Annotated in this window: 12 protein-coding genes; 6 read left to right on the top strand and 6 right to left on the bottom strand. The window is 67.8% G+C overall.

From position 1 onward, the window contains the following. Positions 1 to 72: 72 nt before the first annotated feature. From ACWEOI_RS30360 to ACWEOI_RS30350, 3 genes are read left to right on the top strand one after another with little or no spacing between them, the layout of a single operon-like run. Entirely contained in the window at positions 73 to 897 is an 825-nt protein-coding gene (locus ACWEOI_RS30360; RefSeq protein WP_452361792.1) for a DUF3097 domain-containing protein, read from the top strand. Between the two features lie 22 nt (positions 898 to 919). After that, on the top strand, positions 920 to 1,729 hold the full coding sequence (locus ACWEOI_RS30355) for a hypothetical protein (protein ID WP_452361791.1): 810 nt from the start codon (positions 920 to 922) through the stop codon (positions 1,727 to 1,729). A gap of 51 nt (positions 1,730 to 1,780) precedes the next feature. Beyond that, positions 1,781 to 2,173 carry a VOC family protein gene (locus ACWEOI_RS30350; RefSeq protein WP_433673080.1) on the top strand — a complete coding sequence of 131 codons (393 nt, stop codon included), beginning with the start codon at positions 1,781 to 1,783 and terminating at the stop codon, positions 2,171 to 2,173. Positions 2,174 to 2,438: 265 nt separating this feature from the next. Here the strand turns inward: ACWEOI_RS30350 and ACWEOI_RS30345 are convergent, their stop codons facing one another. From ACWEOI_RS30345 to ACWEOI_RS30335, 3 genes are all read right to left on the bottom strand, one after another. Next, positions 2,439 to 3,890, bottom strand: coding sequence for a DUF222 domain-containing protein (locus ACWEOI_RS30345; protein ID WP_452361790.1), 1,452 nt, complete (start codon positions 3,888 to 3,890; stop codon positions 2,439 to 2,441). A 62-nt stretch (positions 3,891 to 3,952) separates the two neighbouring features. Continuing rightward, a complete protein-coding gene (locus tag ACWEOI_RS30340; protein WP_452361789.1) occupies positions 3,953 to 4,684 on the bottom strand; it encodes a helix-turn-helix domain-containing protein in 732 nt (243 codons plus the stop codon). 114 nt (positions 4,685 to 4,798) lie between these two features. Then, a complete protein-coding gene (locus ACWEOI_RS30335) occupies positions 4,799 to 5,314 on the bottom strand; it encodes a pyridoxamine 5'-phosphate oxidase family protein (protein WP_452361788.1) in 516 nt (171 codons plus the stop codon). Between the two features lie 72 nt (positions 5,315 to 5,386). On the opposite strand from ACWEOI_RS30335, the gene ACWEOI_RS30330 reads away from it, so the two are divergent. After that, positions 5,387 to 6,127 (top strand): S1 family peptidase, encoded by a 741-nt coding sequence (locus tag ACWEOI_RS30330; RefSeq protein ID WP_452361787.1) that lies wholly within the window; start codon positions 5,387 to 5,389, stop codon positions 6,125 to 6,127. 81 nt (positions 6,128 to 6,208) lie between these two features. After that, a complete protein-coding gene (locus ACWEOI_RS30325) occupies positions 6,209 to 8,380 on the top strand; it encodes a hypothetical protein (RefSeq protein WP_452361786.1) in 2,172 nt (723 codons plus the stop codon). 17 nt (positions 8,381 to 8,397) lie between these two features. Here ACWEOI_RS30325 and ACWEOI_RS30320 read toward each other — a convergent pair whose 3' ends face one another. Continuing rightward, the gene (locus tag ACWEOI_RS30320) at positions 8,398 to 9,888 is read right to left on the bottom strand and encodes an FAD-binding oxidoreductase (protein ID WP_452361785.1); all 1,491 of its coding nucleotides are present in this window, start codon (positions 9,886 to 9,888) and stop codon (positions 8,398 to 8,400) included. Between the two features lie 90 nt (positions 9,889 to 9,978). Continuing rightward, positions 9,979 to 10,575: a TetR/AcrR family transcriptional regulator gene (locus ACWEOI_RS30315; RefSeq protein ID WP_357082299.1), complete on the bottom strand. Its 597-nt coding sequence runs from the start codon at positions 10,573 to 10,575 to the stop codon at positions 9,979 to 9,981. 74 nt (positions 10,576 to 10,649) lie between these two features. Here ACWEOI_RS30315 and ACWEOI_RS30310 point away from each other — a divergent pair, with 74 nt between their 5' ends. After that, positions 10,650 to 11,792: an acyl-CoA dehydrogenase family protein gene (locus tag ACWEOI_RS30310; RefSeq protein ID WP_452361784.1), complete on the top strand. Its 1,143-nt coding sequence runs from the start codon at positions 10,650 to 10,652 to the stop codon at positions 11,790 to 11,792. 61 nt (positions 11,793 to 11,853) lie between these two features. On the opposite strand, the gene ACWEOI_RS30305 is transcribed toward ACWEOI_RS30310, so the two are convergent. After that, on the bottom strand, positions 11,854 to 12,225 hold the full coding sequence (locus tag ACWEOI_RS30305; RefSeq protein ID WP_452361783.1) for a hypothetical protein: 372 nt from the start codon (positions 12,223 to 12,225) through the stop codon (positions 11,854 to 11,856). Positions 12,226 to 12,357: the final 132 nt, after the last annotated feature.

Raw genomic sequence — 12,357 nt, 5'->3', positions numbered from 1 at the left:
GCAGCCGCCCCGACCGCCGGAATGGGCGCGGCGCGAGCGGGATTCCCGTCCGCCGCCGGTAACCTCGACGCGGTGAGTGGGCACCAGAAGTACGGCGACATCTTCACCGGGCACGCACGGAAAGAGAAGCGGGAGGTGCCCCGCGTGGTCGCCGAACGCGACCTCGTCGCCGAGGACGCGGCCACCGGATTCTGCGGCGCCGTAGTCGGTTTCGACCGCAGCTACGACGGCGAGTTCGTCAAACTCGAGGACCGCGCCGGACGCGTGCGACTGTTCGCGATGCGAGAAGCCGCCTTCCTCATCGACGGCCAGGCGGTCACCCTCGTCAAGCCGACGGCCACCGCACCCACGAAACCCACCCGATCCGCCTCCGGATCCACCCGCGTCGAAGGCCACACAGCGCGCGTCGCCCGCGCCAGCCGCATCTGGGTCGAAGGCATCCACGACGCCGCCCTCGTCGAACGCGTGTGGGGCCACGACCTCCGGGTCGAAGGCGTCGTCGTCGAACAACTCGAGGGCCTCGACCACCTCGGCGCGAAACTCGCCGAATTCCAGCCCGGACCGAACCACCGCGTCGGCGTCCTCGTCGACCACCTGGTCACCGGCTCCAAGGAATCCGGCCTCACCCAGGGCCTCGGCCCGCACGTCCTCGTCACCGGCCACCCCTACATCGACGTGTGGCAGGCCGTTCGGCCCAAAGCCGTCGGCATCCCCGCCTGGCCGGACGTACCCCGCGGCGAGGATTGGAAGACCGGCATCTGCCAACGCCTCGGCTGGGGCACCCCGCAGGACGGGTGGCGGCGCGTCTACAACGCGGTCAACTCCTACCGCGACCTGGAAACCCCCCTCATCGGTGCGGTCGAACGACTGATCGATTTCGTCACCGAGCAGGAGTAGCCCGCCAGTTATCCTCGAATACATGAGTTCCCCAAGCGCCTCGCTCACGGTCTGGGCCGGTTCCTGGCTGGCAGGCTGTAGCGCCCCCGACGATGTGCTCGACGAACTGCGCGCTTGGGCTCCGCGACAGACCGTGGCCGCCGGAGACCCCGTCACCGGCGGGCACACGGGGCTGCCGTGGGCGTCCGACGAAGACCCCGCTTCGGTGGCCGGGGCGGGAATCATGGTGCTGCTCAAGATTATTCGCGAGGCCTACACCGGGCCGGAGGCACAGGTTCGACTGGTGCTGCCGATTCCGGGAGATGTGCGGGGCATACCCGTTGGCACCGAGTTCGCGGCCGCCGCAACCGAAGCCGAGGAAGGCATTCTCGTCGGAGCGCCCGGAACCAATGGGACCGGACTCGTACCGGTGTGGACCGATGAGGACGCATTGCAGTGGCGGGTGTACTCCACGCCCATACCGCTGACTCTCGCGCCGGAAATGCCGTTGGGTGAGGCCGAATACACGATGCGGGAAGCCGTTCGGGATGCGGCGGACGCGTTGGCACAGATGCACACCACCCGACTCGGGTCGGGCGGGGTGCCGCCTCGGGATCTGGTGGAGGCCGAGTTGGCCGGGCATTCCCGGCACAAGTACCCGGATTCGATGCCTTTGCGGGCGCGGCGGATTCTCGACACCGCCGATCAGGTCGCCGCGATCCTGACCGTCGCCGAGCGGGAGCCGGCTTCGGCGCCGACCTCGGCGACCGCGGTGGCTGCTCAGGAGGCGTTGTTGCGGCCGCTGTGGAATGCGATTCGGGCCGCGCGGCTGGCGGCTGTGCACGCTCGCTGAGTGTCCGATTCGTTCAAGAGAATGCGGGCGGGCCGGGCCTAGGGTTCGGGCATGGGTATTCGACTGAATGTGATCGGGATCGTGGTGGCGGATATGAGCGCGTCGCTGGCGTTCTATCGGCGGCTCGGGGTGGGGTTCGCGGATGGGGCCGAGACGGAGCCGCATGTCGACGCGGAGCTTGGCGGGGGTGTGAAGCTGATGCTCGATACCGAGGAGACGGTTCGGTCGTTTCGGCCGGATTGGGTTGCGGTGCCTGGGGCTGGGCGGATCGGGTTGGCCTGCGACTGTGGGGATGCGGCTGGGGTGGATGCCAAGTTCGCGGAGTTGGTGGGGGCTGGGTATCGGGGTGAGTTGAAGCCGTTCGATGCGTTTTGGGGGCAGAGGTATGCGACTGTGCTTGATCCGGATGGGCATGGGGTGGATCTGTACGCGGCGTTGGGGTGAGGCGGCTCAAAGCTCGAGACTCAAAGACAAAGAGACCAAAAGATAAAAGACGCCTGGAGAAGAAGAGAAAAGACAAAGAACGAAGAGCTGAAGAGCTGAAGACGCCGGAGCGGTTGGTCTCTGAAGGGTGATGCGTGCAGTCTGTGGGCTGGGATCGGCGGGAAGCGGATCCCGGCCCGGCGTCAGCCCAGGTCCGGCAGGGCAGGCGAGGTGACCACACTCCGCGTTGCTTTGCGCACGCCGGCAGGACACGAGCAGCTCGGTGTCACGCTGCCCGTGAGCGCCACGTTCGGCAGCTGGAATCGATGGCAGCGGCGATCGCCTGCCCCACATGATGGCGGTCGTTGACGCGCGGGGTGCCGGCGGGATCAACACTCTTCGGCGCAATCCACCCTGTCCGACCAGGGTGGGGCGAGTCTTTACCCATCACAACGGTTTTCCAACCATCCGGGCTGTCGTTGACCAGCGCGTGGCAGTGGTCGCACGCCAAGGTCAGGTTGTTGATGTCGGTCGGCCCGCCTGTGGCCCAGTCGGTGACGTGGTGGGCGGCGCACATGTTGGCGGGTTGTTCACAACCCGGTCGAGTGCATCCCCTGTCGCGGGCCAGGAGCGCCAATCGTTGGGCGCGGTTGGCGGTGCGGCGGGAGCGACGCAGGAACAGCGGCATTCCGTCCCCGTCGAGGACCGCGATCACCGGTCGGGTCCCTTCGGCCATCTTCAAGGCTTCGTTGATGGAGATCTGGGTCCCGGACGCGGTGGTTGCGACGCCGGTGCCGTTCTCCAGGTCGGTGAGGCTCATGGTGAGCACGACCTCGACGGGCAGGCCACGGTGCATGCCCAGGGTCCGCATGTTCACCCCCGGCTGCACCAACGCCAGCAAAGCATCGTGGGTCCGCTGCCCGGCATCACGACGATCACGACGCGCAGCAGCATCGAGCACACTGTCCGCGATGAACCCACCCGCGGCGGAAGGGCTTTCCGGATCCTCGACATTGCACATCCCAGGCCGCGCGAGCTTCGCGAACACCGCATCCAGGCACGCACGCAGCTCAGGGGTGATCCACCCTTCGATCCGCGTCATCCCATCCACACCCGGGCGACACAAGGTGATCCCGCGACGGCGGCGACGGTCAGCGTCGGAAACAACCTTCCCATCGGGATCCAAGCGGGCAAGGATGTCGCGCCCGATCTTCAACAAGTCATCGGGCCACCCATTGCGCGAGTAGTCGACCAGGATCTGCTCGGCCTCGGCCCGCGCTTCAGCAGGCACATCAAGAGGCAGGTGGTTCATCACGTCCATGATGTGGCGCACGTGATCACGCGAGATCTCGCCCGCAGCAAACACTTCGGCAGTCACCGGCAATACCGGTGGTGCGACGTGCCCGGTCTGCTGCACGAATTCGCCACAGTGGTGGGTGATCTTCACCCGCACCGACGCGTCGTAACGGGAGAGCCCGAGGGTGTGGCGCAGGAACGGCACCATCTTCCCGGCCCCGCTACGTGAATGCAGCGAACGCTCCCCCGCTTCGACAATCAGCGGAGTATCCAACGCGGCGAGCTGACGCTTGCAGGTTTCAATCCTCTGCATCAACGTCACAATGTCCTCGTCGGAAAACCCCGACATCTTCCCGCCTTGAATGGATTCCGACAGGGTCGAGACCGCGGCCGCCAGTTCAGCGATACCGCAGTCGTCGAGTGTCACCCCCATCGAATTCATGCATCAATTCTATCGCCGATTCATCGCACACACGCTCGAATCACGAAGTGATATAACAATATTCAGAACGACAGCGGTTCCAAATCCAACCCCAGCAACTTCATCGGCGACATGCCCGAGAACTCTCGAACATCCCGCGTCAAATGCGCCTGATCCGCATAACCAGAAGCGACCGCTACGTCCGCAAGCCCCATTCCGCCGCGCGCCAATGCCAACGCGCGCTGCATCCGCAAGACCCTCCCCAGCGTCTTGGGCCCATACCCGAACGCCGCAAGGGATATTCGATGCAACCTGCGCGGCCCCGTCCCCAACTCTGCCGCAATGGCCGCGACCGAGCTGCCCGATCTCAGCGATGCCACCAGGAATCGCACCACGGGATCGACGGCATCGGTTCGGCCCGCGCGCCAGCGAGCGATCGCTTCCAGCCCGACGGCCGGACTCGACGCTTGTGCGACCAACTCCGAAGCCGTGCGCAGATCGGCGGGCGACCATAGGTCGGCGAGATCGGCCCTGGCGTCGCGGAGTTCGTACGCGGGCACCCCGAGGAGTGACGGCGCCGTCCCCGGGTAGAAGCGGATCCCCGCTATCCGGTCCGCGAAGCCGGGCGGCGGACGGTAGGCCCGAGTGTCCGGGCCCGCCACCGACAGTCGGCCGTCGAGCCACAGCAGATCCATGCAGCCGTCCGGCAGCACCGGCGAATCGGCGGCGGAGATGCCGACGCGACACCAGACCACCGCGCCGCCAACACTCGACGGCCGCTCCCGATAACCTTGCAGGGCGCGAACAGTCGTCATGACACACGCACCCGACCGGGCGCTGACCTCGAAATGTGCTGAAAATCAGCAATATTCGGCACCTCGTGCACTGTTGCATGAGATGCCTTCTTGCACTGCGTGCAATATTGCACGTTATGTAGTCGCGGGTTCGGAGCTGTCGGAGACCTCGACGACGTGCTCCTTCTGTCCCGGCTTCCACACCGTCACTTCCATGCGCCCGTCGACGATCTCCACCGACGAAGCCCCGGTCAGTTCCACCGCGTAGAAGGGCTCGAACTTGCGGCCGCGCAGGTCGAACCCGCTCTCGGCGAAGAGGTCTTCCGCCCAACGGCGTTGCAGCTCCGGATCCTGCACATCACGCACACTGCCGAAGATCTTCACGTCGCCGTCGCTAACCTGAGTGTCGACGGTCGCCGTGTGCAGGCAGAAGCGCGGGTCGCGGGCCAGGTCGGCGAACTTCGTGGTGCCCGGCATGCCCACGAGCCAGAGCTCACCCTCGAAGATGCGCGGTTCCAGGGGGCTGATGCGCGGTGAGCCGTCTTTGCGCAGGGTGGCGAGCATGCAGAGGTTGCCGGTGGCGGCATGACGACGGGTGAAGATTCCCGAGATGCGAGGGGCGGCCGCAGCGAACTCGTTCCAAGACGTCATGACCGCGACCGTACGCGGAGGGTCCGACATGTCCGGCCACCGAAACCCGGCCCTTTCTGTTTGAATGGCCCGATGTCGTACTCCCGCCGGCTCGCCGTCCTCGCCGCGGCGCTCATCGGCTGCGCAGTGCCCGCCCCCGCCCATGCCGTCGTCGGCGGCACCGAGGCAAACGCCGGCGACTATCCCTGGCTCGCCGCGGTCGGCACACCCCTGTTCCTCCCCCGCGCGTCCGGCCAGTTCTGCGGCGGCGCGCTCATCGCACCGGACAAGGTGCTCACGGACGCGCACTGCGTGCAATTCGCACAGCTCTTGCCGCAGGCGCTCACCGTCACCTTCGACCGCAGCGATCTGGCCTCACGTGACGGCACGACCGTGAAAGTCACGGCAGTCCGTCTGCACCCGGACTTTCGCTCCGACACCGTCGACGGCGTCGATGTCTACCATCACGACCTCGCGATCCTGACGCTCGCGCAGCCGCAGTCCCGCCCGACCGTTCCGATCGCCGCACCCCGGGGCGATACGGGCACCGTGCTCGGCTGGGGCGGCACCTCCGATGGCGATCTGTTCAACACCGTTTTGCGGCAAGCCACGGTTCCCATGGTGTCCGACGCCGCCTGCGCCGCCGCCTATCCAGGTGCCTTCGACGCCACCGAGATGGTGTGCGCGGGCTCCACCACGGCCGACACCGGCGAATTCGACAGCGGCGGACCACTGCTCATCGACGGAAAACTGGTCGGTATCACCTCGTGGGCCCGTGGCGTCGCGCTCGACGGGTACCCGGGTGTGTACTCCCGGCTGCCCGCGGACTTCTGAGCGCGACCCACACTTCTGAGCGAACCCGTACGGGCAGGACACCCCTGCCCGGCGTCCGGTTGTCCGACAACGAGGAGTTTCATGCACGGCGTGCCCCGGCACACCCCTGTCGCTGAAGTCGACTGGCCAGCGCTGGAGCACGCGTACGGCGACGCGAGCGACGTACCCGGCTGGATCGACGGACTGACCGAGGCGGACACCGTCGAGGCGGCGCTGCACGAGTTGTGGGCGGCGGTGCTGCACCAGGGCACCCTCTACGACTCCACCCCACCGGCGATGATGGCGATCGCCGCACTACTCGGGGCACGGCAGACCGCGGACGCGGAGAACACGGCGTGGCTGCTTCTGATGTTCGCCGACACGGTCCGCGACTACGAACAGCTGGACCTGGACGACGCCGAGACGGCCGCCATCGTCCGGTCCGCCCGAGACTCGTTGACTGCGATCGCCGCCCTGGTACAGCCGCTGATCTCCGACGACGGCCCCGAAGCGGCCGCCGCGGCGCTGCTCCAAGCCGATTCACGCGCAGTCGATTCCGCCGTGCCGCAGATGCTCGCGGCGCGGGCGGGCGTCAGACCCGCGGGACTGGTCGAACAGGCCTGCGTTGCCACGCTCACGACTCTCGGGGCCGATGTCGCGGCGGTGCTCGCCGACGGGGATCCCGGCCTCGCCATGGCGGCCACGCTCGCTCGGATCGGGGCCGGGGACGGCGCGACCGCCGACCTGGACTTACTGGTGGCGGGGTGGGAACTCGCCGTCGAGGTCGCGCCGAACGTCGCGTTCGGTGTCGACAATCTGCCGGAGTGGTTGAGCGCGGTCGACTCCGGCGCGGCGGCCCATGTGCTCGCGGCGCTGCCGACACCGGACGAGGCGACGATCGCGGGACTCGTCGAGGTCGTCCTCGGATCCCGGGGCAATGCCGCCGCGGCGGTTCGCCGCTTGCTGGCTCTCGCGGCGCTGCCCGACTCCACGCCGGAAACGATGATCGCCGCACTGCGCCAATGCCCGCCGACGCCCGAGGTCCGGGACGCACTCGCCGCCCTCGCCGAACGGGTCACGACCGGTGGCATTTCCACCTTCGGGTCGACCGCGTTTCACACCGATGCTCGCGCGGATGCGGCTTTCGCCCTGCTACGCGCGGGCGACGGACGATGGTCGCGCCCGATGGCCCGAGCCCTGCTCACCAACCCGGCCGCGCGCGGCCTCATGGTGGCCACCTCGGCATCCGGACGATCCGCGCTCGGCCACGCACTCGTGAGCGAACAGGCACCCCCGGCAAGCATGCTGGTCGCTTCGATCCTGCAGGCGCTGCGGCAGAATCCGCCGACCGAGCCATCCCAGGACGGAGCCGGACACCTCGTCGCGTTGCTCGCCAGCTGGCCCGCCGAGGCCACCGCCGACGCGCTGCCCGCGGTCCGGGAGCTCCTGGAGGTCGCGCCGAAACAAGCGGCCGGCGCACTCGCGGCGTGGGGCGATACCGCCGGCATCGACCACGTTCGCACGGCGAGCCACGGCGGGGACGCGACCGTTCTGCTGGCTCTCGCACGAATGACGCGGGACCCGGCCGACTTCCATCGTGTCCTCGACGCCGACCTCCGCTATACGGAGTCCGCCGTCCTCGAGCACTGGGCCGACCGCACCGATCCCCGGTTCCTCGACTGGTGTCGCGGCCTCGTCGGCACCGAAGTTGCGGTCAGCGTGTTCGAGCGAGGCAACCAGGTCACCGCTCTGCGCATCCTCGCGGACCTCGACTCGGGCCACGTCGCAACCGGCTGGCCCGCGCTGCGCGGCATTATCGACGCCGGTACCGAACCGATCGAAGACGCTATCGGGCTGGCGCTCGATTGGCGTGCCAGGCAGCTACTTCCGGCCGAGGCCGTGACCGACCTCGACGCGCTGCTCGCCGATCTGGTCGTCACCGACCGCAAGAACTACAACGGCCCGCTCGTCAAAGCCAGCGTGGTGGCCGCGATCGCACTCCTCGACCTCGGGCTGCCACTGCCCGGAACTCCCGCACGCATCACGAAAGTCGTGGCGCGCGCGGTAGCCGACAGCTGGGCTCGCGACCTGGGGCTCCGACTCACCGAGCGACTCACCGCCGCGCCCGCGGTCGTCCGCCGCTCGGTCGCGACGAAGCTCCGCACCCTCGCCGACCGCGACGAACGCTTCCACTCCACGGGCGATATCGCCGTCGAGGATGAACGGGCCCTCGCCCGCCTGCGCCCGATCCTGCACACTCTCGAAACCTGCTGACCTGGACCAGCAGAGCCTCAAGCCTTGGCGGCCGATTGGTCGAAGACGAAGACGCCGGCCGGATCATAGTGTTTCGCTATGCCACGCAATCGAGCGGAATTGTCGCCGTAATAGGCGGTCGCCCAGTTGGTTAGGCCGGGGTCGATGTAGTTCACGAATGCAGTGTTGCCGGTCAAGGCGCCGAGGCCGTCACGCACCTCATTCACGGCGGTCCGTGCCTCCGGTGTGGTGGCACCGACATAAATCTGTGCGGTGGCCAATGCGCCTCGGTAGGGAAAAGCCGTGTCCTTCGCGCCGATTCGCGCGGGTGCGCCGGACATGCTGTCGAGGAGAACATCCATCCCGCTGCGTCCGGTCAACAATGCGGTCAATCGGCTCGGGTCCGCCAACGGTTTCGTCAGCACTCGCGAGGACGCGGTGAACGACTCCCGTCCGAGCACTCCCCCGCCATTCCAGTCCGGTCGGCACTGCTCGACCGAGTAATTCGCGCAACCGCCGAAGTACTTCATCGCCGAGAGGTAATCCTTGGAAATCGAATACCGGTTGGACGGTTGTGTCTTCGTGGCCGCCACCAGTTTGTCGAGGAGGGCATTCATATTGCTCTCCGAGCCGACATAACATCCGTTGATCCGGCACGTCGGCGGGCTTCCGGCGGAAATGCCCAGGGTGGACCAGAATTCGTCGGGTGCGGAGGCCGTGAACGTCTGCCAGGCCCCGAGCACATCCGTCAGTGACCCGGCCGGGAAGCGGACCTGGAAGACGGCCAGTTGCGGTGCCGCGACGGTCTTGAAGGTGAAAGAGGTGACGATGCCGAAGTTGCCGCCGCCTCCGCCGCGCAGTGCCCAGAACAGGTCGGGCTCGGAGGTCGTCGAGGCGGTGCGCACGGTGCCGTCGGCGGTGACGACCTGTGCCGAAATCATGTTGTCGCAGGTCAATCCGTACTTTCCGGTCAAGACGCCGAGGCCGCCGCCCAGGGTCAGGCCTGCGATGCCCACCGTCGGGCACGAGCCCGCGGGCAGGCAGCGACCGGCCTTGGCCAGGCCGGAGTACACATCCATCAGCCGGGCGCCCGCGCCGATGACCGCGGTGCCGTCCGGTTTCACCTCCACACCGCTCATGGATCCCAGGTCGACGACCAGGCCGTTGTCGGGTGTCGAGTATCCGCCGTAGCTGTGTCCGCCGCTGCGCGCGGCCACCGGGATCCTCGCGCTCGCCGCGGCGTTCACGCACGCCTGCACATCGGATGCGTTGGTCACCTGAGCGACCGCCGCCGGACGGCGACTGTCGAACACCGGATTGAAGGCCAGTTTGGCTGTTCCGTAACCGGAATCGGACGGCAGGTTCAGCGTCCCGGCCAGTTTCTGCCGCAGACCTTCCCAATCGGCCTGCCCGGCAGGTGTTTCCGCACGTGGCATACCTTCCGGTTCGCAGCCGGTCACCGAACTCAATCCGGCCAGACCGACTCCGAGCGCGGTCGCCCGCAACAGGTTTCGACGATTGATCGCCATGACGGCGCACCTCCCCCGAGGTCACGCCCGACTGCCCGGGCGCGATAACGAACCACAACGGTTCGTTATCGCGCCTCGCGACCGATGCGTTTACGCCAGCATGCCGTCGGCGAGCCGCGCCCAGTCCGAGAGAACCTGCTTGCGCCGCAGACGATCTCGACCGACCATCTCGTCCAGGGTCGCGCCGCGCACCAAGTTGATGGTGAGCCAGAAGGCGGCTTCCAGACGCTCGCGCGGGACGTCCACGAAACGGCCGCAGGCGTCGAGCAGTTCGGCGGTCAGGTCGTGCTGCACGCGCAGCATGTTGCGGCGCAGGTCCTTGTCATTGGCGATGCCGACGTACAACTCCACCGCGGCTTTGCCGAGCTTGCCCGCGAACGGCGCGGTCACCAGCTCGACCAGCACCTCGCCCGGCGACGACGCCCCCGGCAGTGTCCGCTCCCGCCGTCGCAGCGCCTCGCCCTGCCGCTGCGTCAGATGCTCGATGGTCTGTGCGAACAATTCCTGCCGGGTGTGGAAGTGGTGCAGCTGCGCACCCCGGGTCACCCCGGCCCGCGCGGTGATATCCGCGATCGACGCGCTCGCGTACCCGACCTCGGCCAGGCTGTCGATGGCGGCGTCGAGCAGCAGGGCTCGGGTGCGGAGGCTCTTCTCCTGGTGCTTGTTCGGGGGTAGACCGGATACCACCTGGTCAGTCTAGCCGCCTTGCGAAATTGCGTGCTCCCTTGCACGCAATTGGGTGTCGGTCGTACTGTGACCTCATGTCCGTCGATCGTTTGCTGCCCACGTCCGAAGCCCGCGACCTCATCGAGCTCACCCGCGATATCGCGGACAAGGTGCTCGAACCGATCGCGGCCGAGTACGAGAAGCAGGAGCGCTATCCGGACGAGGCGTTCCGGGCGCTCGGCGCGGCGGGGCTGCTGAGCCTGCCGTATCCGGAGGAGTTCGGCGGGGGCGGCCAGCCCTACGAGGTGTACCTGCAGGTGCTCGAGGAGCTCGGCGCGCGGTGGGCGGCGGTCGCCGTGGCGGTGAGCGTGCACAGCCTGTCGTGCCACCCGCTGTTCGTGTACGGCACCGACGAGCAGAAGCAGCGCTGGCTGCCGGACATGCTGTCGGGCAATCTCATCGGCGCGTACAGCCTGTCCGAATCCCATGCCGGTTCCGATGCCGCGGCGCTGCGCTGCCGGGCGACCGAGACCGAGGGCGGCTACCGGATCACCGGCACCAAGGCGTGGATCACCAACGGCGGCAAGGCCGACTACTACACCCTGTTCGCCCGCACCGGCGAGGGGTCGCGCGGCATCTCCTGCTTCCTGGTGCCCGCCGGCACCGAGGGCCTCACCTTCGGCAAGCCCGAGGAGAAGATGGGTCTGCGCGCGGTCCCCACCACCAGCGCCGCCTACGACGACGCCTTCGTGCCCACCGAGCGCCTCCTCGGCGCGCCGGGCCAGGGTCTCCCGATCGCGTTCAGCGCCTTGGACTCCGGCCGCCTGGGCATCGCCGCCGTCGCCACCGGCATCGCGCAGCGCGCCCTCGACGACGCCGTCGCCTATGCCAAGCAGCGCGAAGCCTTCGGCCGCGCCATCATCGACCACCAGGGCCTCGGCTTCGTCCTCGCCGACATGGCCGCCGCCGTCGACTCCGCCCGCGCCACCTACCTCGACGCCGCCCGCCGCCGCGACGCCGGACTCCCCTACTCCCGCCAGGCCAGCGTCGCCAAACTCGTCGCCACCGACGCCGCCATGAAGGTCACCACCGACGCCGTCCAGGTCCTCGGCGGCTACGGCTACACCCAGGACTTCCCCGTCGAGCGCTACATGCGCGAAGCCAAGATCACCCAGATCTTCGAGGGCACCAACCAGATCCAGCGTTTGGTCATCGCTCGGTCGCTGGCCAGCGACTGAGCGTCCGAACGGCAGGGTTCAGCCGTCCCGCGCGGGGACGCGGGACGGCGGTGAAAGACGGTCAGCAGCTGCCGAATTGGCACCACAAGGGCGACTGCTGGTAGCTGCCGCGGTTCTGGCCGCCCCAGTTGTCGTCGTAATCGCGGTGCCAGCCCCAGCCGTTGTCGCGGTCGCGGTACTCCCAGTGGCCGCGATTGTTGTCGCAGTCGCCGTTCTGCCAGCGGCCTCGGTTCTGTTGCCAGCCCCAGTTGCCGTTGTGGTCGCAATCGCTGTACCAGTTGTTGTCGTGGTCGGACTGGGTCAGCGGATCGGACAAAGTCAGCGGCTCGGACAAGGCGGGGGCGGCGAAGCCCAGGGGAAGGGCGAGGAGCGAGCCCAGCACGACCGCCCGGGCCAGCCGGTGGCGTGCGGATGTCCTCTCGGAGATGGTCATGGCCATACCTCGGGTCGGGCACGGCCATAAAGGCGTCAGGAAGGTGCACCCTCGACCCGCGTGGAAAACCACGCACACTGCGCTCTACTGGCGGATTCGTGACCGTGGCACGGGATCCGGGGCCGCCGGTCG

It is taken from the genome of Nocardia sp. NPDC004340 (assembly GCF_053602575.1).
This window is presented reverse-complemented; position numbering and strand designations above follow the sequence as displayed.